Source organism: Oceanicaulis alexandrii DSM 11625 (assembly GCF_000420265.1).
Classification (GTDB): Bacteria; Pseudomonadota; Alphaproteobacteria; order Caulobacterales; family Maricaulaceae; genus Oceanicaulis; species Oceanicaulis alexandrii.
The window spans coordinates 1,554,053-1,577,865 of sequence record NZ_ATUP01000001.1 but is presented as its reverse complement, the minus strand read 5'-3'; the positions used below and the strand labels follow the sequence as shown (position 1 = coordinate 1,577,865).

At 62.2% G+C, this 23,813-nt stretch carries 28 protein-coding genes and 1 tRNA gene; 10 read left to right on the top strand and 19 right to left on the bottom strand.

Translation table 11 applies throughout. The annotated features are described in order from the left end of the window. Nucleotides 1–54: 54 nt before the first annotated feature. The 6 genes from G405_RS0107790 to G405_RS0107765 form a co-directional block, all read right to left on the bottom strand. Nucleotides 55–810: an SDR family NAD(P)-dependent oxidoreductase gene (locus G405_RS0107790; RefSeq protein WP_022700956.1), complete on the bottom strand. Its 756-nt coding sequence runs from the start codon at nt 808–810 to the stop codon at nt 55–57. A gap of 48 nt (nt 811–858) precedes the next feature. Then, a complete protein-coding gene (locus tag G405_RS0107785; RefSeq protein WP_022700955.1) occupies nt 859–1,302 on the bottom strand; it encodes a response regulator in 444 nt (147 codons plus the stop codon). 50 nt (nt 1,303–1,352) lie between these two features. After that, complete coding sequence (gene folD / locus G405_RS0107780) at nt 1,353–2,285, bottom strand: bifunctional methylenetetrahydrofolate dehydrogenase/methenyltetrahydrofolate cyclohydrolase FolD (protein WP_022700954.1); 933 nt, start codon at nt 2,283–2,285, stop codon at nt 1,353–1,355. Further along, entirely contained in the window at nt 2,282–2,635 is a 354-nt protein-coding gene (locus G405_RS0107775) for a DUF167 family protein (RefSeq protein ID WP_022700953.1), read from the bottom strand. The genes folD and G405_RS0107775 overlap by 4 nt, the downstream gene beginning before the upstream one ends. Next, entirely contained in the window at nt 2,607–2,921 is a 315-nt protein-coding gene (locus tag G405_RS0107770) for a YggT family protein (RefSeq protein WP_022700952.1), read from the bottom strand. Before G405_RS0107770 ends, G405_RS0107775 begins: the two co-directional genes overlap by 29 nt. Before the next feature lie 88 nt (nt 2,922–3,009). Then, nucleotides 3,010–4,116 carry a sensor histidine kinase gene (locus tag G405_RS0107765; RefSeq protein WP_084683433.1) on the bottom strand — a complete coding sequence of 369 codons (1,107 nt, stop codon included), beginning with the start codon at nt 4,114–4,116 and terminating at the stop codon, nt 3,010–3,012. Nucleotides 4,117–4,228: 112 nt separating this feature from the next. On the opposite strand from G405_RS0107765, the gene G405_RS0107760 reads away from it, so the two are divergent. Continuing rightward, a tRNA-Ala gene (locus tag G405_RS0107760) sits at nt 4,229–4,304 on the top strand. An 18-nt stretch (nt 4,305–4,322) separates the two neighbouring features. Here G405_RS0107760 and G405_RS0107755 read toward each other — a convergent pair. The 4 genes from G405_RS0107755 to G405_RS0107740 form a co-directional block, all read right to left on the bottom strand. After that, complete coding sequence (locus G405_RS0107755; protein WP_233346009.1) at nt 4,323–4,826, bottom strand: alpha-ketoglutarate-dependent dioxygenase AlkB; 504 nt, start codon at nt 4,824–4,826, stop codon at nt 4,323–4,325. Between the two features lie 67 nt (nt 4,827–4,893). Further along, entirely contained in the window at nt 4,894–5,592 is a 699-nt protein-coding gene (locus tag G405_RS16785; RefSeq protein WP_084683432.1) for a class I SAM-dependent methyltransferase, read from the bottom strand. Between the two features lie 254 nt (nt 5,593–5,846). Next, the gene (locus tag G405_RS15370; protein ID WP_022700948.1) at nt 5,847–7,919 is read right to left on the bottom strand and encodes a [FeFe] hydrogenase, group A; all 2,073 of its coding nucleotides are present in this window, start codon (nt 7,917–7,919) and stop codon (nt 5,847–5,849) included. Nucleotides 7,920–8,076: 157 nt separating this feature from the next. Beyond that, nucleotides 8,077–8,895 carry a MipA/OmpV family protein gene (locus G405_RS0107740; protein WP_022700947.1) on the bottom strand — a complete coding sequence of 273 codons (819 nt, stop codon included), beginning with the start codon at nt 8,893–8,895 and terminating at the stop codon, nt 8,077–8,079. Between the two features lie 102 nt (nt 8,896–8,997). On the opposite strand from G405_RS0107740, the gene G405_RS16780 reads away from it, so the two are divergent. Continuing rightward, nucleotides 8,998–9,456: a hypothetical protein gene (locus G405_RS16780; protein ID WP_022700946.1), complete on the top strand. Its 459-nt coding sequence runs from the start codon at nt 8,998–9,000 to the stop codon at nt 9,454–9,456. Between the two features lie 17 nt (nt 9,457–9,473). On the opposite strand, the gene G405_RS0107730 is transcribed toward G405_RS16780, so the two are convergent. Beyond that, nucleotides 9,474–9,767 (bottom strand): 4a-hydroxytetrahydrobiopterin dehydratase, encoded by a 294-nt coding sequence (locus G405_RS0107730; protein ID WP_022700945.1) that lies wholly within the window; start codon nt 9,765–9,767, stop codon nt 9,474–9,476. Nucleotides 9,768–9,902: 135 nt separating this feature from the next. Between G405_RS0107730 and G405_RS0107725 the strand changes: the two genes are divergently transcribed. Further along, on the top strand, nt 9,903–10,175 hold the full coding sequence (locus G405_RS0107725; RefSeq protein ID WP_028284635.1) for a histidine kinase: 273 nt from the start codon (nt 9,903–9,905) through the stop codon (nt 10,173–10,175). Here G405_RS0107725 and queG read toward each other — a convergent pair. Genes queG through G405_RS0107710 form a run of 3 tightly spaced genes read right to left on the bottom strand, consistent with a single transcriptional unit; the run spans nt 10,172 to nt 12,982 of the window. Then, nucleotides 10,172–11,290 carry a tRNA epoxyqueuosine(34) reductase QueG gene (gene queG / locus G405_RS0107720; RefSeq protein WP_022700943.1) on the bottom strand — a complete coding sequence of 373 codons (1,119 nt, stop codon included), beginning with the start codon at nt 11,288–11,290 and terminating at the stop codon, nt 10,172–10,174. The two genes, G405_RS0107725 and queG, sit on opposite strands and share 4 nt — an antisense overlap. Before the next feature lie 2 nt (nt 11,291–11,292). Further along, the gene (fzlA, locus tag G405_RS0107715) at nt 11,293–11,970 is read right to left on the bottom strand and encodes an FtsZ-binding protein FzlA (RefSeq protein WP_022700942.1); all 678 of its coding nucleotides are present in this window, start codon (nt 11,968–11,970) and stop codon (nt 11,293–11,295) included. Between the two features lie 31 nt (nt 11,971–12,001). Further along, nucleotides 12,002–12,982, bottom strand: a complete 981-nt coding sequence (locus G405_RS0107710) for a cation diffusion facilitator family transporter (RefSeq protein ID WP_022700941.1) — start codon at nt 12,980–12,982, stop codon at nt 12,002–12,004. Nucleotides 12,983–13,082: 100 nt separating this feature from the next. On the opposite strand from G405_RS0107710, the gene G405_RS0107705 reads away from it, so the two are divergent. Continuing rightward, entirely contained in the window at nt 13,083–13,883 is an 801-nt protein-coding gene (locus G405_RS0107705; RefSeq protein WP_028284634.1) for an undecaprenyl-diphosphate phosphatase, read from the top strand. Nucleotides 13,884–13,886: 3 nt separating this feature from the next. Here the strand turns inward: G405_RS0107705 and G405_RS15365 are convergent, their stop codons facing one another. After that, on the bottom strand, nt 13,887–14,630 hold the full coding sequence (locus G405_RS15365) for a LolA family protein (RefSeq protein ID WP_022700939.1): 744 nt from the start codon (nt 14,628–14,630) through the stop codon (nt 13,887–13,889). 148 nt (nt 14,631–14,778) lie between these two features. Between G405_RS15365 and G405_RS0107695 the strand changes: the two genes are divergently transcribed. From G405_RS0107695 to G405_RS17105, 6 genes are all read left to right on the top strand, one after another. Beyond that, nucleotides 14,779–15,567: a thioesterase family protein gene (locus G405_RS0107695; protein WP_022700938.1), complete on the top strand. Its 789-nt coding sequence runs from the start codon at nt 14,779–14,781 to the stop codon at nt 15,565–15,567. A gap of 33 nt (nt 15,568–15,600) precedes the next feature. Continuing rightward, nucleotides 15,601–16,194 carry a DUF2244 domain-containing protein gene (locus G405_RS0107690; protein WP_233346008.1) on the top strand — a complete coding sequence of 198 codons (594 nt, stop codon included), beginning with the start codon at nt 15,601–15,603 and terminating at the stop codon, nt 16,192–16,194. A 22-nt stretch (nt 16,195–16,216) separates the two neighbouring features. Then, nucleotides 16,217–17,089, top strand: a complete 873-nt coding sequence (locus G405_RS0107685; RefSeq protein WP_028284633.1) for a methylated-DNA--[protein]-cysteine S-methyltransferase — start codon at nt 16,217–16,219, stop codon at nt 17,087–17,089. A gap of 10 nt (nt 17,090–17,099) precedes the next feature. Then, on the top strand, nt 17,100–17,657 hold the full coding sequence (locus tag G405_RS0107680; protein ID WP_022700935.1) for a hypothetical protein: 558 nt from the start codon (nt 17,100–17,102) through the stop codon (nt 17,655–17,657). 20 nt (nt 17,658–17,677) lie between these two features. Further along, nucleotides 17,678–18,142, top strand: coding sequence for a VOC family protein (locus G405_RS0107675; protein ID WP_022700934.1), 465 nt, complete (start codon nt 17,678–17,680; stop codon nt 18,140–18,142). A 103-nt stretch (nt 18,143–18,245) separates the two neighbouring features. Continuing rightward, nucleotides 18,246–18,551, top strand: a complete 306-nt coding sequence (locus tag G405_RS17105) for a hypothetical protein (RefSeq protein WP_022700933.1) — start codon at nt 18,246–18,248, stop codon at nt 18,549–18,551. A 2-nt stretch (nt 18,552–18,553) separates the two neighbouring features. Here the strand turns inward: G405_RS17105 and G405_RS0107665 are convergent, their stop codons facing one another. From G405_RS0107665 to dnaK, 4 genes are all read right to left on the bottom strand, one after another. Beyond that, a complete protein-coding gene (locus G405_RS0107665; RefSeq protein ID WP_022700932.1) occupies nt 18,554–19,597 on the bottom strand; it encodes a hypothetical protein in 1,044 nt (347 codons plus the stop codon). After that, nucleotides 19,590–20,408, bottom strand: coding sequence for a 4-hydroxy-tetrahydrodipicolinate reductase (dapB, locus tag G405_RS0107660; protein WP_022700931.1), 819 nt, complete (start codon nt 20,406–20,408; stop codon nt 19,590–19,592). Before dapB ends, G405_RS0107665 begins: the two co-directional genes overlap by 8 nt. A gap of 75 nt (nt 20,409–20,483) precedes the next feature. Then, nucleotides 20,484–21,671, bottom strand: a complete 1,188-nt coding sequence (gene dnaJ, locus G405_RS0107655; protein WP_022700930.1) for a molecular chaperone DnaJ — start codon at nt 21,669–21,671, stop codon at nt 20,484–20,486. Between the two features lie 91 nt (nt 21,672–21,762). Further along, nucleotides 21,763–23,679 (bottom strand): molecular chaperone DnaK, encoded by a 1,917-nt coding sequence (gene dnaK, locus G405_RS0107650; protein WP_022700929.1) that lies wholly within the window; start codon nt 23,677–23,679, stop codon nt 21,763–21,765. Between the last annotated feature and the right edge of the window lie 134 nt (nt 23,680–23,813).

Sequence of the window (23,813 nt, the reverse complement as noted above, 5' to 3'; positions counted from 1 at the left end):
TCCTTGAAGTCAGCTTCAGGTAGGAAAACCTCTCCGGCTAAAAAGCTCAAGTGCTTAAGGGTCTATAATCTTACCGGCCCAGTCAAAAACGCAGCCTGACTGGTCCGCTGTCACCTGATCCACAACGTCCAACAAGCGCGCCGCGCTATAGTCGGGCGTAAACAGCTTGCCGTCGGGCACATTGCCCTGAAACGGGCTGGAGAGGGCTGTGTCCACGGTTCCAGGATGCAGCCCCATACAGACAGCATGAGGGCGTTTGCGCGCCAACTCGATGGCGCAGGTTTTGAGGATCTGATTCAACGCCGCCTTGGAGGCCCGATAACTATGCCAACCGCCCAGCCGGTTGTCTGAAATCGAGCCGACGCGCGCAGACAGGGCCGCGAACACAGCCTTTTGCGGCGCGTCTTTCTGACCTCTCGCCAGCTTGTCCAGAGCCGAGCGCGCCACCAGAGCCGGGCCGATCGTGTTGACCTTGAAAACCTCAGTCATGTACCCGGCGTCAATCTGTCGCCAGGACTTTTCCGGTCCACGCCCTTCGCCATCCACCAAAACCCCGCTGGCGACGATCACCAGATGAAGCGGGCCCGCTTCAGCGGCGGCCTCGACCGCAGCCTCGACTGACTGGGGATCGTCAAAGTCCAGGGACAAGGCCTGGGCGCCGGAGACAGCTTTGGCAGAGCGGCTGGCTGCGTGAACCTGTGCACATCGAGGGTGATCCACAAGCTGGGTGGTCAAGGCCTCGCCGACGCCGCCGGAGGCGCCCACGATCAAGGCCCGAAACCCGTCTGGAAACGTCGCTAAATCAGTCATGAACCCGCAGATAGGCTGCGCGCCTTCTGCGTCCAGCTCACCTTCAGGTTAGATTTCGTAGGTTCCTGATGAATCATCAAGAACAACGCCTTCGCCTTGGCCCTGCGCCGTGCTTTTGACCCAGAACAGCAATTCCTGGCTTTTCTCGTCCAGGTTCTTGTTCAGGAAATCATTCTTATCGAGAAACTTCACCTGATCGCCGGTGCGGTGGGAGTCCACACCCGCTGACCCGCTCAGCACCAGAATCGGCGTGCCCCGAGCCTGCTGCTCGAGCAAACTGACCGTCTCATTGGGCTGAGTGGAGTCAGGCAGGCGCAAATCAGCGATGATCAGGTCATAAGAATTGCGAGACAGCTTGAAACGCGCATCCCGCAATGTTCGGACGACCTGAAGCTCCATGTCATAGCCGCCCGCATCGCATAGCGCGTGCTGGAGCAACATCGCATCAGCGAAGTCATCTTCGACATGAAGAACCGACAAGGGCTGCGGCATCACTCTCTCCTGCTAGGCGCTAAACTACTGGATGCATGCTTAAGCAGGTTTTAACCCGGCAAAACATCCTTGACGCTGTCTGGCACAGATACGTTAGCCCGTCTGGCTGCAGCGGCGACTGTGTTCGCAAGCAGCATGGCGATGGTCATCGGCCCCACTCCGCCAGGAACAGGCGTAATGAAACCTGCAGTTTCAATAGCCTGGTCAAAATCCACATCCCCGACAAGGCGGGATTTCCCGGACTCTCCTTCGACGCGATTGATACCCACATCAATGACGCAAGCGCCAGGCTTTATCCAATCGCCTTTAACAAGATTGGGACGCCCGACCGCGGCGATTACAATGTCGGCCTGACGGCAGACTGCGGGCAGGTCCTGCGTGCGTGAATGGGCCAGAGTGACTGTGCAGTTTTCCGCCAGAAACAACAGCGCAGCCGGTTTTCCCACCAGGATCGATCGACCGATCACCACCACGGACTTGCCCGTCAGATCACCGAGCGCTTGTTTGGCGAGGAACACGCTGCCGGACGGCGTGCAGGGCCGCATGCCAGGCGCCCCCAGAACCAGGGCTCCGGCGCTTTGCGCCGTCAGTCCATCTACATCCTTGTCCGGACGGATGGTCTGGACGACTTCGGTTTCATCAAGACCTTCGGGCAATGGGAGCTGGACCAGAATTCCGTCCACGCCATCATCCGCGTTCAGCGTCTGCACCAAGGCCACTACATCGCTCTGCCTGGCGTCAGCGGGCAGACGATGCTCCACCGAGCGCATGCCGGCGGCTTCGGTTCGGCGGCCCTTATTGCGCACATAGACCTGGCTGGCGGGGTCATCGCCCACAAGCACAACGGCCAGGCAGGGCGGTCGGCCCAGGGCAGCTTCGAGCTGACGCGCGCCCTCAGCAGCGGCGGCGTCAACGGCGGCGGCGGCGGCCTTGCCGTCAATCAGCTTGGCGGTCGCGCGGGAGGACGTGATGATCTCGGTCATGGGGCGGGGTCATGGAGCAAGGCCGTGACGGCGTCAAGCAGGCCCTGGACGTCATCGGAGACGACCCACAGGGTTTTCTCGCGCTGGGTCGCGCCACTGATCACGCTGACCGTGGACTTGGGCGCCCCCAGAGCTCTGGCGACCAACGCGCAGAGTTCTGTATTGGCGGCGCCCTTGTCAGGCGCGGCGCGCACTTTCGCGGTCAGACGCACCCGCCCGTCAGCGCCCGTGCGCACACCGCCTATGCCGGCGCGCGAGGCTTTGGGCTGGACCCTGACGAACAACCGCAGACCGCCATCGGCGGCCTGCGCGGGCAGGACGTTAGCCGAGACGGGGGAAGATTTGTCCAAGGATCAGCCAGTTGCGCACGAACATGATCAACAAGAGCAATACCAGCGGCGACAGGTCCAGACCGCCCAGAGGCGGCAGGAAATTGCGCAGCGGGCGCAGCAGAGGCTCGGTGATCGTGCTGGTCAGGCGCCAGATCGTGCTGACGAGCTGGTTGTGCGCATTGACGACATTAAACGAGATGAGCCAACTCAGGATGACCCCCACAAAAATGACATAGACCAGCAATTGCAGCGGGATCAGCAGGAACAGGTAAACCAGGACCTGCGCCAGAGACATGTGTTCCATGGGTATCAGCGCTCTCGTTCAGAATTCACTTCACTGCGTGCTGGTCTAGCCCTCACCGACGGGCGCTGACAAGCAGCTTCGGTCGCAATCACGGCGCAGCGGGCAGGGTGAAGACGAAACGCGCCCCGGCGTCATACTCAACGTCGTGCCAGATTCGGCCCCCCGCAGCCTCAATAATCTGCCGACACAAGGCCAGGCCCAGCCCGACGCCTTCTACCGGACCTGTCGACATGCGAAACAGAACGTCGAACACCATTTCGCTCTGGCGCGGGTCGATACCGGGGCCTTCATCCTCGACGACGATCTCCACCCATCCCGCCTTGGCCTCCCGCGCATAAAGCCTGAGGACAGGCGGGTCCTTGGCGAACTTCAGCGCATTGTCGATCAGATGATGAAGAACGAGAGCCACGAGCGTGTCATCCGCCCAGACGGCCGGCATGGGCGCAATCTCGATCACCGCGTTCTGACTTTCGATTTCAACCGCCAGATCCTTGCGGACCCCAGCGAGCACATCGCGGAGTTCCAGTCGCGTCGGCTCGTGCATCATGCTGATGGCGCGCACATATTCTACAAGAGCCTCAGTCAGGTCCTGCATCCGCGCCACTGAGGTGTTCAACCGGCCCAGATAGTCACGGCCGGCATGGCTCAGCTGATCGCCTTCCTCACGCTCGATCAGTCCGGCGAAGACCGAGATATGGCGCAAGGGCGCTCTGAGATCATGCGACGCAGCCGTCGCGAAACGCTGCAGACCCGCATGGGTATTGTCGAGCTTGGCTTGCAAAGCCTGATAATCGGATCGGCTGACCATGTTGACCGGGGTCAATCGGCGTTCCTGGGCCAGCGCCAGCATTTGCGGCAGCCAGTACCAAAGCAGAATGGCGCCGCACAAACCAAACGCTGCGCTGAGCAGATGAACCACAGCGTCAAGACGCGGATGCGGCATGCCCACTGACAGAAGGCCCGCCAGGTGCGCCAGCCCGGCCAGAGACGCCAGAACGATAACGATACGCACCATTTTCAGGCGCAGCAGCTTCTTGTTCCGCTGCATTTGCCAGATCAGCGTTCCTGCAATCAGCGCATAGGCGCTGAAAACCAGGGCGTGAGTCAGCATGTGGAAGATAAACGGCTCCGCGCCATCTCCCATACCGAACTGGTGAAGCGGCGCTTCACCGGCAATTCCTGTCCCCTCACCCATGACGCATGTTTTATAACGAAGTTCCGTTTACGCAAACGTCAATCATCCGCGACCTTTGTCGCAATCCTTGACAACTTCAGTCGAGCTTCTTACGTCAGCCATCCTCTGGAACGGGGCCGTAGCTCAGTTGGGAGAGCGCGTCGTTCGCAATGACGAGGTCAGGGGTTCGATTCCCCTCGGCTCCACCATTTCCATAACCCACGAGCCTAAAGGGTCACTGTCCGCAAGGTCAGCGACACGCGGCGAGTTCTGGGCTGGCGCACGCCCTTGATCACATCGGATTTACGCGCCGGAATTTCGTGGCTCCAGTCATAGCGCGCCTCACCAGACAGGATCAGGAGGTTTGCGGGCTCAAGTATGACGCTGTGGCATTCGCCAGTTGAGCGCTTTTTGAAGACCATCTCGACCTCGCCTCCAAGGCTGAGCGAGGCGATCGCCGGCCCAAAGCACGGTTCGCAATCGACATGCGCGGATATGCCCTGACCTGGAAGATACTCGTTCACGATCACCTGATCGGGTCGCCGATTAAACTCCGGCAGGTCTCCAACAGCCTCGGCGGCGGGAAGAAGCCAGTCCGGCAGCGGGCCAAGCCGCATCTCTTCCGTCACGCGCCGCTCGCGATAGTCGTACCGCCAGCCGTAATGCTGCACGCGTCGTTTCAGATCTGCACGCCAGTCCGTTGCGTCAATCGCCGCGAGCAGGCGTCCCACGGCTTGCTCCGACACGAAGTCGCGAATGAGGCATGCGCCGGGCGGTAAGCTCACCGTGTCCGTCATCCTATCGCCTCACCGGTTTAAAAAGCCAGGTACTACAAGACCGGTATTTCGACAAAGCGCTCTCGCTCGCATCGTTGGTGTTGACGTGACCATAGCCCGACCAGGCAGACCGATAAAATGGAAGCACCTCCACTACTTCGCAGCCCGCCCATTCCGCCGCCGAAGGCGGATCAAATACGCCCAGATGATGCGGGCTATTTACAAGCGTAACTGCGATCCGACCGGTCAACTTAAGTCGCGAGGCCGCCGCCCGGAGGAACCGGCGCAACAGAATATGATTTTCTGTACGACCGTGGACCGACCTTCGCGTGCCCGTGTTCGGGAACTGAAACGCGATCAGCTCCGCCATTGCTGGCAAGTTTCGATCATCTAGGTGTCGGGCGTCGACGCCGTGTAAAACCTTGGCGCCTAGATCGCTCAGTGATCGGGCGTTTCTCCTTCCCGCCGGACAAACGCTGCGCTCAGCTTCAAAGGTTGTCGCTATGATATGCCCAGCGCAGCTTTTCGCGTCGCGCGCCAAAGCACGTGCGAAGCTCAGATCGCCTTCACCTACAAAAACGCATTTACCAATTCGAGTCATAGCCGCGAAATCGAACGGTCGCCGCTTCTGCTCGAGAAGGACGACAAGGCGCTCAAAGGCGGCTTCCGCGTCTTCCGTAGCATTAAGTTGACGATTTTCAACGGTTGGCAAAGCAGCCATATTCGACCTCGCGTGAATGCAAACGAAGTCGGCATTTTCCCTCGGGAAGCAGTGGGGGCGGATTTCTTTGCGGCGAATCCGCCGGCGGCACAGTCATCAGTTGGGATCACACTCCAAGGCCTTTTTTATAGTCCCATCATTTTCGCGGCCGGCCGATCCGGTGAGCACTTCCTCCATCTCCTCCAGCACCTCAATCAGCGCTTCGGGGTTCGAGAACCATCCCCTTAAGTCCGCCACATTTATCCCAAACACTCTTATTCGACGCGCCGCACCAGCGACTTGATCAACGTCGTGTCTTGTCCCTCCCGTTGGGCCGTCTCAAGCGCGATTTCAAACCGGCAGCGTTGACCATCCGGCAGAATGACCGTGAGGTCATCGCCATCCGCCGCTGAGGCCATCTGATGGCGCACAAACGCCGGACCGTGTTTACGCGGCGGCAACTGCGTGCTGACAAGCGCTTCAATACGCTCAGCGCCCTGAACATCACCGAAGTGAGACGCTGTGGACCAAACCCCGTCGGGATGAAAAAGCGCCGCCGCCGCGCGTCCGTCCCGCCGGTCGACGCAGTCCAGAAACTGCATCAAAAGCGCCCGGTTTGAGCGTCGTCCGGCATACCGGGTGTGGAGCAGGGCATGGGCTGCAGCTGAATTTGGGCGCCCCAGCTCGGATGCATACAGCGCCTGGACGTCAGGGTTTTCGAAAGACCGGCGACGCGGCGCCGCTCCATCCACCGCATAGACCGCCTCCGCGCGCTTTTTGAGTACGTCCGGGTCCATGGATTTTGGCTCGCCGCCGCCGCCCAGGCAGCCGCCGACGCACGCCATCACCTCAATCGCCACATAGTGTGTCCGCCAGTCCTGTGTTTGCAGCATGCGCTGCGCGGCGGCGATGCCGTTGCAGACGGCGACAGCGCCGACGCCGGGAACTTGGGTGGTCTTCACGCCGGCGTTCACGCCGCGCAGCGCCCGCCATTCCAGTGTTGGCGCACCGTCTGGATCCACAAGATGCGCAGCCGTGCGCGCCATCGCCTCCATCACACCGCCTGAAGCGCCGAAGATTTGCGCAGCGCCAGTGCTCTCACCCAGCGGGTTGTCGAACACGCCGTCCTCGTCCAGGGCGCCGAAGGCGATGCCGCGCGAGCGGATCATCCGGGCCAGCTCGCGCGTGGTCAGCACATGATCCACATCTTCAGACTGACCGGGTCGAGCCGCTTCGTCTTTCTTGGCCGTGCAGGGCATGACGCTGACCACATAGGGCTCTTTGGCGCCCTCAGCGTATTCGGGGCCTAAAGACCGCGCGAACCGGCTGCGCTTGGACAGGGCGCCATGCATCTGCTGCGGCGATTTCGTGGTGCTCAGATGCGGCAGCAAGTCTGGCCGGTGCAATTCCACCCAGTTCACCCAGCCCGGACAGCACGACGTGAATAATGGCAGGTCCGTCTCGGCCTTCACCCTGGCCAGAAGCTCTGAACCCTCTTCCATGATCGTCAGATCCGCCGCGAAATTGGTGTCAAAGACATAGTCAAATCCCAATTGCCGCAAAGCGTTGATCAGGCGGCCGGTGCTGACTGTCCCCGGCTTGAAGCCAAACTCTTCGCTGATCGCGATCCGCGTCGCGGGCGCCACCTGAACCACAGACACCTGATGTCGGGAATCAAGCCGACTGAGCACCTCATGCCATTGCGGCGCCTCGATCAGCGCCCCGACCGGGCATACAAGCGTGCACTGACCGCACGAAATGCAATCGGTCTCGCTTAAAGGCTGATCAAAAACGGTGACCGGGCGACGGTCCTCACCCCGATCGGCGAACCCGATCACATTCAGTTGCTGCCCCGGTTCGCCGCACGCCTCCGCGCACAGACCGCACTCAATACATTTGGACACATCGCGCCAGATGCTCGGCGAGGTGTGGTCGGTCAGGTCTGGATCATGCGCGTCAGGCGCCCGGCCAGAAGATTCAGGCCAATGCGTTTCCCATTCATGCTCGCGCACCAGACGCTGGAACTGGCAACCGCCGTTCACCTCGCAATGCAGGCAGTCATTAGGATGGCGCGCCAACAACCATTCGGCATTGGTCTGACGAAATACGCGCAAGGCGTCCGTTTCTGTTTCGATGCTGTCGCCGTCTTTCACCACAGTCGCGCACGCGGGCTGTGGCCTGGGATCGCCGTTGATTTCAACTAGACACATGCGGCAGACGGCATGGGCGGGCAAGCCTGGATACCAACACAGCGTCGGGACTGAAACACCCGCCGCATGCGCCGCTTCAAGCACAGTCGCGCCCGCTTCAAGTTCAACGGCACGTCCATTAATGGTCAGTCGGATCATAAGGGTCCCGGGACGGCGTGATAAAACCCTTTTCAGTGTACGGGATTGTGGCCCGCTGCACCATGCCCGTCTCTGATAGACGCCCAATCATTCGACAAACGAAAACGCCCCCGCAGATGAATCTGCAGGGGCGTGTCAGACTGTCTGAAGCCTGTTTCTAGAACCGTCGTCCCAGCGCCAGGCCGAGGAAGACCTGATCTTCGCTGCCGCGTTCAGTGACGATAGGGCTGTCGGCGTAATCGCCCAGGAGCCTCGAATAGCCTGCAACGCCCGTCACAGACCAGTTGCGGGAGACCGAGACGTCCACAATCGCGGTCAGACCCACATCACGCACGCCGCCTTCGGCTGAATACAAAGACAGGCCAGTCGCAGCCGCGTCCACTGCATCCACCGAGAACAGGGTGTCGGCGTAATCATCGGAGAAACCGCTGGCGGACAGCGACAGAGCTGCAAACACGCCGCGAGACACCATGACGCCGTAATCGGCCGAGGCGCTCCAGGCGAGGCCGTCAAAATTGCCCAGCGCGTCTACACCCAGATCCACGCCGAGGCCAAACCGGTCCCGTTCGGTCAGAACGCCTTCCGCCACGGTGAGGCGCGCATAGCCGCCTGCAATCAGGGAGGAGTCCACATCGCGCATGCGGTCGACGATTTCGTCTTCCACATCATCGCGGCCGCCCGACCAGCGCACATAGGCGCCAAATTCCCAAGGTCCGGTCTCATAAAGATTCGCCGCCAGACCCGGCCCCTGCGTGCGGAAAGAAATCCCGCCCAGTTCAAACCGCGCCGCGCCAAAGGGGATGACGCGATAATCGTCAGAGCCAGCGTAATCAGGCAGCATCGCTGCACCGGCGGCGATATAATTGGTCGGCACAGGGCTGGCTTGCGAGCCTTCCGCAATCTGAGCCTGAGCCGCGCTCGTTCCGGCCAGTGCCAGCGCGCCCAGAACCAGCGCTGATGAGATATTTTTTTTCATTCCATTCCCCCTCAGGGCGTGAGCGCACACAACTCGGACGGCATGCCACGCCAACTCATACAACCATACTGTTTCTTTACCTCGATATGTCATTACGAAGCCATGAAAGCTCTGGATCATATCCTGCGTCTGTTTGCTGTGTGCGCCCTGCTCTGCGCTGCGCCCGCCCATGCCCTGGGCGGCGCTCCTGCAGCGCCTGCCCCAGAGGCGGCGCCCGAGCAAGCGCTCGGCCGCTCGCTCAGCCATGCGAACAGCTATGTGCGAATCGAGCCGATCCGGGCTTCGGTGCAAGCCGATTATCGCATGCGTGGCCTGTTGCAGGTCGGCCTGGCGCTCGATGCGCCGCACAGCCGCACACGTCAAACCATCGCCGAACGTCAGCTCTGGCTGCGCGACGCGTATTCGCAAGCCATGCTGATGTATTCAGGCCGCATGTATCGCTGGGGCGACATTCCCGACGCAGACGCCATCGCCCGCCTGCTGCAAGCGGAAACCGACCGCCTGATCGGGCCGGGACAGGCGACTGTCGTGCTCGACACCGTGATCATTCACGCCAACTGATCGCCTGGGCGTCAGTCTCAGGCGTTCAGGATCGCCGCGCGCTCTTCGATAAACCGCGCCAGCTCCACATCCAGTTCGGTGACGCCATCGGCGTCATGCGTGGACAGCGTTACATCCACAGTGTTGTAGACATTGAACCATTCTGGATGATGGTCCATCTGCTCGGCCTTCATCGCGACCTGGGTCATCAGCGCAAAAGCGCTTTTAAAGTCTGAAAACTTGAAGACCTTGCGCACGGCGTCGCGATCGTCCACCGCCGTCCAGCCGTCAAACTGTCTGAGAAAAGCGTCTGCGCCGATCTTGTCCGCCATGATGTCCTCCTAAACTGTTGAGGGGCAAGCTGGCCGCAATTGCTCCGCGCTTCAAGGGCCAGACCCTGCGTTTACGAAAAATGAGGGGGTCAGGGCGTAAACTTAACCTCCTGATTGCAATTCACGGAGGCGGACATGACGCGCTATCTGGTGTCGCACGAAAATCCGACCGGTCGAAAGCTGGAAGACATCCTGATGGAGTTGCGGGCGGACGTTCTCATTCGCTGCACCAAGATCTCCAGCGATGAACGCCCCGAAGCCCTCCACGTTCTGGCCAATAATGTGAAAGTGCTGGAGCACCTCACTGAAGCCATCGAACTGGCGCAGGATTCAACCCAGCTTCTGAACCGCGCCTTTGGTCCCAGCGAAGCAGACAAGGGCGGCCCGCCGCGCATCGGCGAAGTCTAGACCTGCATCCATTCCGCGGCGACGCGCGGATCCGTCTCCGCATCGCTGCGCTGCGCCTTCTCAGTCGCGAAGCGTTCGGCGTCCAATCGCCCCAGCGCCCAGATCGCCGCGCCGCGCACCAGCTCTGACGGATCGTCGAGCAAGACAGCGGCCCGCTCAGCCAGCGCTGGATCGCCCGAGTTCCCAAGTGCGATCAAAACGTTGCGAACAAATCGATCCCGGCCGATCCGCTTGATCGGCGACCCTCTGAAGAATTCCCGAAACCCGGGATCATCAAGCTGAACCAGCTCTGCGAGCTTGGGGCCGGTCAGGGCCTCGCGCGGATGAAACGCGGCCTCGGAACTGGCCTGCGCGAACTTGTTCCACGGACAGACCGCCAGACAATCGTCACAGCCATAGATCCGGTTGCCCAGGGCGGCGCGAAACTCTTTAGGGATCGGGTCTTTGTGCTCGATCGTGAGATAGGAGATGCAGCGCCGCGCATCGATCTGATAGGGCGCGGGAAAGGCCTTCGTCGGGCAGACATCGAGACACGCCCGGCACGAACCGCAATGATCGGTTTCCGGCTCATCGGGCGTCAGCTCGGCGGCGGTCAGCATGACCCCCAGAAACAGCCAGCTGCCATGAGTACGGCTCACGAGGTTGGTGTGTTTACCCTGCCAGCCGAGCCCGGATTTTTGCGCCAGCGGTTTTTCCATCAAGGGCGCGGTGTCCACAAACACCTTCACCTCCGCCGCGGTTTCGCGGTGAAACGCGCCGGCGAACCGCTTAAGGCGCTTTTTCAGGACGTCGTGATAATCCTTGTTCTGCGCATAAACGCTGATCGCGGCTTCATCCGTGCGCTCAAGGATCTCCAGCGGATCATGCTCGGGCCCGTAATCAAGCCCGACGACGACCGCCGATTTTGCACCCGGCCACATGGCCGTGGGATGGCTGCGCCGCTCCAGCGTGTCTTCCATCCACGCCATCTCGCCATGGCGCCCGTCCTCGACGAATTCGCGCAAGCGCGCGCCCGCCTCCCAGGGTTCGTCGGCGCGGGTGACGCGCACGACCGAGAAGCCCGCCTCCAGCGCCAGCGCCTTGACCCGCTCGGCCTGATCTTCAGGCGCCGACATCTCTAGAAATCCAGATCCTGATAGCCGTCCACCGGCGGACAGCCGGGCAGGCGATCCGCCAGAATGGCGCGAAAAGCGGGGCGGCACTTGATGCGCTGATACCAGGCCTTGGCGGCGGGAAAATCATCCCACGGCACATCGCCCAGATAATCCACGCAGGACAGATGCGCCGCAGCGACGAGATCGGCCAGCGTGTAGCGCGGCCCGGCCAGACCGTCGCGCTGGTCCAGCAGCCCGCACATATAGTCCAGGTGCCAGCGCAGGGCGTCCCGCCCGATGCGGATCGCCTCCATATCCGGCGCGCCGAGCGACTGCACCCGCTTTTCGAGCTTTTCGTGCAGCAGATAGGCGTTCACCTCAGCGGAGAACTTCACATCAAACCACGCCGCGAGCCGCCGCGCCTCGGCGCGGTCCGCAGGGCCGCCCGGCAAGAGCGGCGGCTCGGGATGGGTTTCTTCCAGATATTCCAGGATCGCCCGGCTCTCGCATAGGGCGGTGCGGCCCTTCTCGGTCTCTTCGACCAGAACGGGCGGCAGGCCTGTGGGGTTGAGCGCCAGCAAGTCGTCCGGCGCATCCCAGAAACGTTGGTACTCGGTCTCGAAATCGAGCTTCTTCTCCGCCAGCGCGAGGCGGACCTGTCGGGACCAGGGGTCGAGGGGCCAATGGTGCAAAATACGCATGACGCCACCCTAACGCGGTTCGCGATATGGCTTAAGCCGGTTCATCGGCTGGACCTGCACTCGGCTGATCGGCGTCATCAAAATAAGCGTTTCCATGGGGAGCGGCGCGGCCCTTGGGATCTGGATGGATCAACACGTCCGCCGCCGGATAGGCGACCATCACCCGCGCTTCCGCCGCCACCAGAATCGCATGCGCCTGAGTGAGGGTGAGATCGGGGTCGAGCTCCATATGCATCTGGATATGGATGAAGGGGCCGGACGCGCGGGTGCGCAGATTGTGCACGCCCAGAACCCGGGCGTCATCGCCGGCGAGCGCGATGATGTGCTCGCGCTCTTCATCAGGCAATTCATGGTCCATCAGGGAGCCGATCGCATCGCGACCGACCTCATAGGCGGTCCAGAACAACCACAGCACGACGATGAACCCCATGATCGGGTCCGCCCGCTCCCAGCCCGCCAGCGCCAGTCCAAGGCCGCCAATGACCACCACGTTCGAGCCCAGATCGGCGAAATAGTGCGCGCGGTCGCCCGACACGGCCAAGGAGCCGGTCTGCTTGACGGCGCGGGTCTGCATGTAGACCAGACCCAGCGTGAGCACGATGGACAGCCCCATCACCCCCAGCGCCAAGGGCCCCGCCTCAATCGGCTGAGGGTCCTGGAAACGGTTCCACGACTCATGGATCAGATAGCCCGCTGACAACGCCACCAGGAGCGCTTGCAGCAAGCTGGCGAGGGCTTCAGCCTTGCCATGACCATAGCGATGTTCCTTGTCCGCCGGACTCGCCGCATAGCGCACGGCGAAAAAGGTCGTCAGGGACGCCACCAGGTCGAGACCTGAATCCGCCAGTGAGGCCAGCATCGCCACCGAGCCAGACGCGATCCAGGCGATCAGCTTGGCGATCACCAGCGTCGCCGCCACCATCACTGATAGCCGCGTGACCTGACCGGTGATCTTCCGGGCCTCGGCGGGCGCCATCTTGCCCGGGCCTGCATCCAGCGCGTCATGCGCCATGGCGGTCTGTCCTTATCTGTTTTCCAAGAGGAATTTGCTCTTGGCGATCTGTTCAATCGCGCGCACTCTGCCCCGCAAAGACCGAGGGGAAAGACACGCGATGGGCCTTCTACATCTCATTATTCTGGCGATCGTCCAAGGGATCACCGAGTTTCTCCCCATCTCATCCTCAGCCCATCTGATCCTGGCGCCCCAGGTGCTCGGCGACGCTGATCAGGGCCCGCTGATCGACGTGATGGCACATCTGGGCACGCTGTTCGCTGTGCTGGTGTACTTCCGCTACGATGTGGCGAACGTAGTCACTGGAAAGATGGCCTTGCTGCAAGGCCGTATGACCCCCGGCGGCAAGCTGGCCTTGCTCATCGCCATCGCCACACCCCCCGTGCTGATCGCGGGCGGCGGTCTTTATGTCTCCGGCATGGCGGATGCTTTGCGTTCGCCACTGGTGATCGCCTGGGCGACGCTGATTCTGGCGCTGCCGCTCTGGCTGGCCGATCATTTCGGCAAACAGACCGTGACGACGGAAACCCTGAGCTGGCGCGGCGCCATCCTGATCGGGCTGGCGCAGATGTTCGCCCTGATTCCCGGCTCCAGCCGCTCGGGCGTGACCATGACAGCGGCTCGCGCCCTGGGCATGACCCGCAGCGAGGCGGCGCGCTTTTCCATGTTGATGGCGGTGCCGGTGATCGCCGCATTCGGCCTGCTTGCTGTGATCGAGCTGGCGCGCGGGGCGGACACCGCCCACTCGCTGAGCGATGGCCTGATCGTGGCCGTTCTGTCCTTCTTCGCCGCGCTCGCGTCTATCGCGGTGCTGATGCGGGTGGTGGACCGGTTGGGTTTCCTGCCGTTCGTGATCTACCGGCTGGGACTGGCGGCCTTGCTGTTCTGGTGGGCGCTTTAGCGCCTAGCGGCCCCGTCGGCGGCGATCCCCGCCCATCACGTCTTCATCATCAAGGATGAACTGGCGCGGGCTGATGCGTACGCCGGTTTCGATCTCGCTGAGGCGCACTTCGGTCATGCCGCCCATGGCGTCAACCGTGTACCAGCCCGCCAGCATCATCGCGTTGGGGGCGGCGTCCGGGTCTGCATCCTCAAACACCAAAGTCAAACGGCCCTGAATCTCGCCATTTGGGTCTTCCAGCGTCACATAGAGCCGCCCATCATAACGGCCCGCGTCCTGAACAACGCCGGAGCCAGCAAGATCAAGGCTCTCTTCGAGCAGAAACCGCAAAGGCGTCGCACCGATGGGCGCGCGATCAATGGTTTCAAGATCAAAATCAGCAATCGCCACCGTCGACCCGTCCGCGACCACAAGGATCGGATTGGGATCGTCGTAATCAAACCGGGCGCGGCCGGGTCGGTCGATCTCAAGCACGCCAGAGGTTTCAGAATTGTCCGCTGCGATCTGGTCAAACCGGGCGCGCAGGGTGTCGAGCCCTTCCAGCCAGGCCTGAGCGCGCGCGGCGCCCGCTGCAGAGCTGATCTGGCCCGGCGCGGCCTCGACCGCTTGCGGTTCGGGTAGCGCCTCTTCAACGGCGACGGGCGCATCCGTTGGCGCGTCTGCAGCAGCGTCGACAGGGGCTTCGGTCGCTTGAGCGCCTGTGAACAGGCTCAGCGCGGCGGAGAGGAGAAGTGCGGTCGTGTTCATACCCTTTGTCTAGACCCTGAATTAGGCGTGAGAAAGGCCGGAGCGTTCAGATTCACGTCAGACATCAGCGGCCTGCTTGCACGCCCTGACGGAACCCGGTCTTATGCCGCCCCGATTGAACGGCGTTCACGACGACAGGATCCCGCCCATGTCCCTTGCTGAAATGATGACCGCGGCCCGCCCCACCAAGGCCGGGTTCAAGCTGGACGTGCCTGACAGCTGGAAGCAGGGGCGCACGGTCTATGGCGGGATGTCCGCAGCGCTCTGTCTTCACGGGGCGCTGTCCCATGCGGGCGAACGCCCGCTGCGCAGCGCGCAGATCAGCTTTGTCGGCCCCAGTGAGGGCGAAGTGGAAGTGACGGCGGAGAAATTGCGCGAAGGCCGTACGGCGTGTTCGGTGCGCAGCCGGCTCACCAGCCAGGCGGGGATCGGGCTTGAAACCGTCTTCACCTTCTGTGGCGAACGCGAGTCTGCGCTGTCGTTCGACCCGGCGCCCATGCCCGAGCGCGCCACAGCGCCGACCGAGGCCAGCGAACTTCTGACGTTCCCCAATGGCGCGCCCGGCTTTACCCGCAATTTTGATTTCATCTGGGCGGGTGGCGGCGTGCCGTTCCTGAACTCGGGCAAGGCGGTGGTGCGCATGTGGGCGCGCCATAAAGACAGCGCGTCCCGCGATCATCCGCTGAGCCTGATGTGCATCGGCGACGTGCTGCCGCCCGCATTGACCCCGATGCTCAACAAACCCACCCCGCTGTCGTCAATGACCTGGATGATGGATGTTCTGACCGATGCGCCTGAGACCCGCGATGGCTGGTGGCTTCTGGAATGCCGCGCCGATCATGTGCGCGGCGGGCTGTCGAGCCAGGACATGACGATCTGGAACACGGACGGGGCGTGCGTCGCCAAAGGTCGGCAGATGGTCACGGTGTTTGCCTGAGTTTTGGCTCTCTTCGCCACCAACTGGCCAAGGGTGACCCCGCGCCCTATTTTGCCGGGTATGGAACGTCGCCGGATCTATGAAACCTGGCCTGCAGACCCTTCAGCCCCGCCGCTGGCTGAAGACGAAGCGCTATTTATGGATGCGCAGGTCCGGCCCAACCGGTCCTTGCCCAATCCCGGTTTCATCGCGCTGATGATCGCCATGGGGGTGATCAGCTTTTCCGCCGGCATCGGCTTCATGCTGATGGGCGCCTGGCCTGTCCTGGGCTTTTTCGGTCTCGATGTCTTTCTGATCTGGCTGGGCTTCAGGCTTTCCTATCGCGACGGGCGACGCCTGGAGACGATCAAGATCACGCGCCGTGAAATCCGCATCACACGGCGCTATCCCACCGGCCACCACACCCAGTTCGTGCTGCCCAGCGCCTGGACCCGAGTGAGCGTGGAAGGCGAGGGCGAGCCCGATGTACAGGCGCGGTTGAGCGCCATGGGAAAAAGCCTGATCATTGGCAGCTGGTTGTCGCCCAAGGAGCGCGAGAGCCTGGCGGACGCGGTTCGCACCGCTCTGGACGACGCGCGTCGCGCACGCGGCCCGCAGCTGGCGCAAGAATCAGGTGGCGGCGCCTGAACGCGCCCGGCACTGTGCGCTCATGACGACTGATTTGACCCTTCCCGCCGATCTCGACAGCCTTCAGACCCGCGCAGCGGATTATGAGCGTGTCACCGCGGCGCTTGAGTTTCTGTCCACGCACTGGCGTGATCAGCCCGACCTCGCCGCCGCCGCCCGCGCCGCAGGTCTATCGCCACATCATTTCCAGCGCGTTTTCACGCGATGGACCGGCGCCAGTCCCAAGAAACTGGTGCAGGCCCTCACCCACGCCAGCGCCCGCAAATTGCTGGTGGACGGGGCGAGCGTTCTGGACGCAGCGCTGGAGACCGGCCTGTCAGGCCCGTCTCGCCTGCACGACATCTTCATCGCCGAGGAAGCCGCCAGCCCTGGCGAGGTGAAAACCGGAGGGTCCGGGCTTGATTTCATCTATGGCTTCGCGCCCTCACCCTTTGGAGTCGCGGTGTTCCTGATCGCGCCGCGCGGCCTGTCCGGTCTCGCCTTCTGCAATCGCGGAGAAGAAGCGGCTGCGTTTGACGATCTCGCCCAGCGCTTTCCCGAAGCGCGCTTTCTGCGTGATGACGCGATAGCGCGCGACTGGGCGGGCCGTATATTTGACGCCGCAGCCGGTGAAGCCCGTCTGCCGCTGGCGCTCTATGGCGCGCCGTTCCGTCGGCAGGTCTGGCGGGCGCTGTTGAATATCCCGCCTGCCCGCACGGTCAGCTATGGCGATATCGCCCGCGCAACCGGGCGCGACAAGGCGGCGAGAGCCGCCGGCGCAGCGGTCGGCGCGAACCCGATCAGCTGGTTGATCCCTTGTCACCGGGTTCTGGCGACGGACGGCCGGTTGACCGGTTACCATTGGGGACTCGATCGTAAGCGCGCAATGCTCGCCTATGAGACCGCAACCAGTTAAAACCCGTCCCATGTTTGATCTGTCGCTATACATTCTCGGGGGCGTTTTCGTCCTTTTCATCCTCGCCAGCCTCAGCCGCTGGGCGATCGCCGTGCGCGGACTGACCCAGGAAGCGACAGAGGAATACCAGACCCGCTGCGCGGAAAAGCCCGCCAGCGTGCGCGGCGTGAGCCAGGACGAATTCGTTCGCCTGTTCGTCACGAGCTTTCAACCGCGCTGGACGCTGTACGCCGCCGCCGCGGCTGCGACCGCCATCGTGGTCAGCCCCGCAGCACTTCTGGCTGTGCCGGCGCTCTATGATGTGATCTGGCGCGCCAATGGGGCGCCGGACTGGGGCGGACGCACAGGCTATGTCTTCATGTTCTCGCTCTTCTTCGGCGTGGTGTTCATCTGGGCGGCGCTGGCGGCCTTCATCGCCCGCCTGCATCATCTGCGAGCGCCGGAACCGTTCAACCACGCCCTGGCGCGGGCGCGCGGCGAACCGATTGAAGACACCGGATGGCGTCCGCGACCCAAATGGGCGCGCAAGATCAAGATCGACACCACCGATACAGAGACCGATAGCTAAGCCTCTCAAAGGAGCCTTAAATGCACTTTCTGCATTCCATGGTGCGCGTCACCGATATTGACGCCTCACTGAAATTCTATTGCGACGGCCTGGGTCTCAAGGAAGTGCGCCGAAGCGAGAACGAAGCGGGCCGTTTCACCCTCGTCTTTCTGGCCAGCCCCGACGATATCGCCAAATCCGGCGTCAACGCAGACTCAAAGCTTCTGCCCAAAGGCGCGCCGATGATCGAGCTGACCTATAACTGGGACCCTGAACCCTATTCCGGCGGCCGCAATTTCGGCCATCTGGCCTATGAAGTGAAAGACATCTACGCCCTGTGCGCACGCCTCGCCGCCATGGGTTATGTGATCCACCGCCCGCCGCGGGACGGCCGTATGGCGTTTGTCAAAAGCCCGGACGGCATTTCGGTGGAGCTGCTGCAGCAAGGCGAGGCACTGGAAGCCTCAGAGCCCTGGGCCAGCATGGAAAACACCGGCAGCTGGTAAGATTGTCAGCGCTCAAAGGCCCGCCCGCAAGGCGGGCCTTTTTGCAGCCCTCTTGACGTTCCAGGATGTTCCGCTTATGTTCTACTCTATAAGGAGTGGAACAATGGCCTATGCAACCAAGTCCGCAGGGTATGCCCGCAACGCCGGCAAGCGCTGGCGCGGCGAGGATGTGAAATTGCTCAAGGCGCTTGCGCGCCAGGGCGCCAGCCTGCGTCTGATCAGCCTGAAACTGGGCCGCCCCGACAGCGCCATACGCGCCAAGGCCGTCGCGCTTGGCCTGACGCTCAAATCCCCCGCACCCATGGTGGCGCCGCCGCCCAGCCGAACACTGACCCGCCTGAGGCGACCGTCGCAGCGTCTGGACTTTGAAACCCTGACGCGCCAGCCGGATTTGTTCGGTCACGCCTGAATTCAGGAGAAGCGGTTGAGAACAAGTTCAGCCGCCGCCGAGCCGAACCAGGCCAACACCGGAATGAAACCATAGAGCGCCAGACGCCGGGTCACAGGCGCGGAGATCGGCCAAACGGGCAGTTTCTCCAGCCAGGCTTCATAAGCGATCAGCTCTGACACAGGCGACGCTTCGTCCGATCTCTCACCCATCATGGCGCTGGCGCGGGCCTGAATGCGCTCGCGCACCGCTTTTAGCGTTTCATCGCGCACGTCAGAGCATTTTCGCACCACAGGCCCTATCGTGCTCGCGAAGGCGTAAACCGCTGCCAACAGCGCAAACCCTAACGCCGTCGCTGAAATCAGAGCGGGCGTCGATTCCACAAAAAACAGCAAGATGACTGCTGTCATCACCAGCCAGGCCAACGCCCCGCGCAGGGCCAGCCGCCCAAACACCTGATTGCGCTCCAGATGCGCCAGATCAACCTGAAGATGGTTTTCCACCAGGCGCTTCATCTCGCGGTCTTCATACCGCACCATATAACCGCCCCGCGCTGCGAGCCCGAACACAACCGTGTTCATGATGGCGAAGAATGGCGATATGGACGTCCAGTAGTCTCGCCACGGCATGTTGGGCGGGTTCAAAAGCCAGATATTGACCAACAAACCGACAATCGCCCCGATCACGAAGGCCAATAGAGACGTCCGCGACTGACGCCGTGTCGGCCCAATGGCGATCTGTTCAGCTTTACCCTGCCCCTCGGCGTCCAGAACCGTGTGCAACTGAGGCAAGGAGGCGCGCCATTGCGCTTGCGTAATCGCCGGCATGGTTGTGGCCACGCCAAAGATCAAACAGACGACAAGCGCCGCCCAGGCCGCCGGGTTAAACCGCACGCCCTGAGCCGCAGGCTCGATGATCGGCTGGCCCACTTGCATAGAGAGCAACAGATACAAGCCATACAGACAGGCGCTCACCAACACCCCGTTCAGCACGGGCGGAAAAGGCGACATCTGGTGCAGTCGGACCTCGAGATAGGGTCCGCGCAGCGTGTCAGCCGTCTCAGTCACCCAGAACGTCCTGCATGGAATAAAGCCCCGGCGCCTTGCCCTTTATCCAGCGCGCCGCCTCCAGCGCGCCCTGGGCGAAGATGAACCGGTCATAGGCCTTGTGAGAAATGCTGACTTCCTCAAACGCCGAGAGGAAGCGCGCTTCATGCTCGCCCACGACGCCGCCGCCGCGAATGGCGGAGAAACCGATGGCGCCCATCGGGCGATGCCCGTCATGGCGCGGCCTGTTGAACTGGGCGACGTCCTCAAGCGCCACGCCGCGCGCATTGGCCGCCGTTTCACCCAGACTCAACGCCGTCCCCGAAGGCGCATCGGCCTTGCGTTTGTGATGCGCTTCGATGATCTCGATATCAAAATGTTCAGCCGTCAGCGCTTTCGCGGCCTGTGCGAGCAGACGTTCGACCAGCGCCACGCCGAGAGAGAAATTGCTCGCCTGAAGGACAGGGATGACCTCGGCGGCCTGATGCAGAGCCGCCTGCTGCTCGTCATCCAGCCCAGTCACGCCGGTGACCAGGGCGCGATGGCCCATGGACGCCAGTCGCGGCGCAATCGCACTTGTCACCTTGGGCAAAGACGCGTCGATCAGGACATCGGCCTGATCCGCAGCCTGTTCCAAAGAGACGACAGCGTCGATCCCCATGAAGCCAGACGCGCACATCTCCCCCAGATCGGCGCCCAGATTGGGAGAGTCCGAGCTGACCATGCCGCCCACCAGCGACAGATCGTTGGCGCGGATCACTTCTGTCGCGATGGCGCGGCCCAATCGACCTGAAATGCCGGTGACGGCGATATGAATGCTGGATCCTGACATGACGCCCCTCACAACCTGACGATTGGTCATCGCGCGTTTGCGTGAAGAAAGCGTAACGCCCCAACAGCTGAAAGATTACGCCTCGGGGCGCTGGCCGTGCTCGTCCTCGCCGTTCAGATCGTCCCAGAAACGCCGAACCTTGTTAAAAAACCCGTCGCTCTCAGGATTGCAGCCATCGCCGGAAATCTCGCAAAACTCACGCAGGATTTCTTTTTGCCGCTCAGTCATTTTGCGCGGGGTCTCCACAAACAGCTCCACATACATGTCGCCGCGAGCGCCGCCACCATTGAGCTTGACCATGCCCTTGTTGCGCAAGCGCATGCGTTCGCCGGTCTGGGCGCCTTCGGGGATGCGGATCTTGACCTTGCCGCCATCAATGGTCGGCGCGTCAATCTCGCCGCCCAGCGCAGCGGTCACCATGGACACGGGCGCGCGGCAATACAGATTGGGGCCGTCCCGCTCGAACAAGTCATGCGCGCCGACAGAGACGAAGATGTACAGATCGCCCTTGGGGCCGCCGCGGGCGCCCGCTTCGCCTTCTCCCGCCAGACGAATGCGCATGCCGTCTTCAACACCCGCCGGAATCTGGACGCGCAGATCGCGGGTTTTGCGTACCCGGCCCGCCCCGTCGCATTCCTGACACGGCGTTTCGACGTACGAACCACGCCCGCCGCAGGTGGGACAGCTCTGCTCCATGGTGAAAAAGCCCTGGGTGCGGCGGATCCGGCCCGCGCCCCCACAGGTTTCACACGTGGTGACGCCCGTACCCTGCTCGGCGCCATCGCCTTCGCAACGTTCACAGGTCACGGTGGTGGGCACGCGGATATTGGCGTCCTTGCCGTGATAGGCTTCTTCCAGGCTGATCTGCATGTCATAGCGCAGATCCGAGCCGCGGGCGGGACCAGACCGGCGTCCGCCGCCACCGCGGCGTCCGCCGCCCATGCCAAAGGCGTCGCCAAACACCTGTTCGAAAATATCGGCGAAGTCCGCCGATCCGGCGCCGCCGCCGAACGGATGGCCGCCGCCTGCGCCGCCTTGCTGAAACGCCGCGTGGCCCATGCGGTCATAGGCGGCGCGCTTGTCCGCATCCGACAGGATGGCGTAAGCCTCGCCCACTTCCTTGAACTTGGCTTCGGCTTCGGCGTCATCCGGGTTCTGGTCGGGATGGTATTTCATCGCCAGCTTGCGATAAGCCGACTTGATCGCTTTCGCGTCCGCGTCCTTGGCGACGCCCAGAACCTCGTAATAATCGCGTTTGCTCATGCGTAGGGTCCGCTTGCTTGACGTTTAGACAGAAGCAGCGCGGCCCCGCCCCGGGTGCGGGACGGGGCCGCGCGCCGCGTCTGGATCAGACTTAGGCGCTCTTCTTGTCGTCGTCGTCGTCTTTCACCTCGGTGAATTCAGCGTCGACCACGCCTTCTTCGGCATCGGAATCCGCTTTCGCAGCCGCTTCGCCGCCATCGGCCTGTTGGGGCGCATACATGGCTTCGCCCAACTTCATGGCCGCTTGCATCAGGGCCTGCGTCTTCTGCTGGATGGCTTCAGGATCTTCACCGTCCTTGACGCCTTCAAGCTCCTTGATCGCGTCCTCGATCGCGGCCTTGTCCTCTGCGGACACCTTGTCGCCGAATTCCTCGACCTGCTTCTGCGTCTGGTGGATCAGCGCTTCAGCGTTGTTTTTCGCGTCCACGAGCTCACGGCGTTTCTTGTCCGCGTCCGCATTGGCTTCGGCGTCTTTCACCATCTGGTCAATGTCGCTATCGGACAGACCGCCAGAGGCCTGGATGCGGATCGCCTGTTCCTTGCCGGTGGCCTGGTCTTTCGCCGACACGTTCACCAGACCATTGGCGTCAATGTCGAAGGTGACTTCGATCTGCGGCATGCCACGCGGCGACGGCGGAATGCCCACCAGATCAAACTGACCCAGCAGCTTGTTGTCCGCCGCCATTTCACGCTCGCCCTGGAAGACCCGGATGGTCACAGCGGTCTGATTGTCATCCGCAGTGGAGAAGGTCTGGGACTTCTTGGTCGGAATGGTGGTGTTGCGGTCGATGAGACGGGTGAACACGCCGCCCAGAGTCTCGATGCCCAGAGACAGCGGAGTCACGTCCAGCAGCAGAACGTCTTTGACATCGCCCTGCAGCACGCCCGCCTGGATCGCGGCGCCCATGGCGACCACTTCATCCGGGTTCACGCCCTTGTGCGGCTCGCGGCCGAAGAAGCCTTTCACCGCTTCTTGCACCTTGGGCATACGGGTCATGCCGCCGACCAGAACCACGTCGTCGATCTCGGAGGTGGAAACACCGGCGTCTTTCATCGCAGCCTTGCATGGCTCGATGGTGCGCTTGATCAGGTCTTCAACAAGGCTTTCCAGCTTGGCGCGGGACAGCTTCATGTTGAGGTGTTTCGGGCCAGACGCATCGGCGGTGATGAAGGGCAGGTTCACTTCGTACGAAGAAGCGGACGACAGCTCTTTCTTCGCTTTTTCAGCCTCTTCCTTCAGACGTTGCAGGGCCAGCTTGTCCTGGCGCAGGTCGATGGAAGTCTCTTTTTTGAACTCGTCAGCGAGGTAGGAGACGATGCGCATGTCAAAGTCTTCGCCGCCCAGGAAGGTGTCGCCATTGGTGGCTTTCACCTCAAAGACGCCGTCGCCGATTTCCAGCACGGACACGTCAAAGGTGCCGCCGCCCAGGTCGTAAACGACGATGGTGCGGTTGTCGCCCTTGTCGAGACCATAGGCGAGCGCCGCAGCGGTCGGCTCGTTGATGATGCGCAGCACTTCAAGACCGGCGATCTTGCCGGCGTCCTTGGTGGCCTGGCGCTGGGCGTCGTTGAAGTAAGCCGGCACGGTGATGACGGCCTTCTCGACGGTCGCGCCCAGATAGCTCTCGGCGGTTTCTTTCATCTTCTGCAGGATGAAAGCGGAAATCTCGCTCGGTGCGTACTTCTTGTCGCGCCCCTGAACCCAGGCGTCGCCATTGGCGCCTTCCACGATGCCGTACGGCACCATGTCAGCGTCCTTCTTCACGGTCGGATCGTTCATGGTCCGGCCGATCAGGCGCTTGATGGCGAAGAAAGTGTGATCCGGGTTGGTCACAGCCTGACGCTTGGCCGGCTGGCCGATCAGGCGCTCGCCATCCTCGGTGAAGGCGACCACGGACGGGGTGGTGCGCATGCCTTCGGCGTTTTCGATCACCTTGGCCTGATCACCGTCCATGACGGCGACGCAGGAGTTGGTGGTCCCAAGGTCAATCCCGATAACTTTGCTCATCGCGTGCGTCTCTCCTGTTTAGCGGCGGGGCGGGGCGGGGTGGTGAGAAGCCCGAAGCGCTTCCCTCTCGCCGGAGCCGCCCCCCTATTTGCTCGCGTTCAAATTTTCAACAACTTGGTCCTCAAGCGACTGCT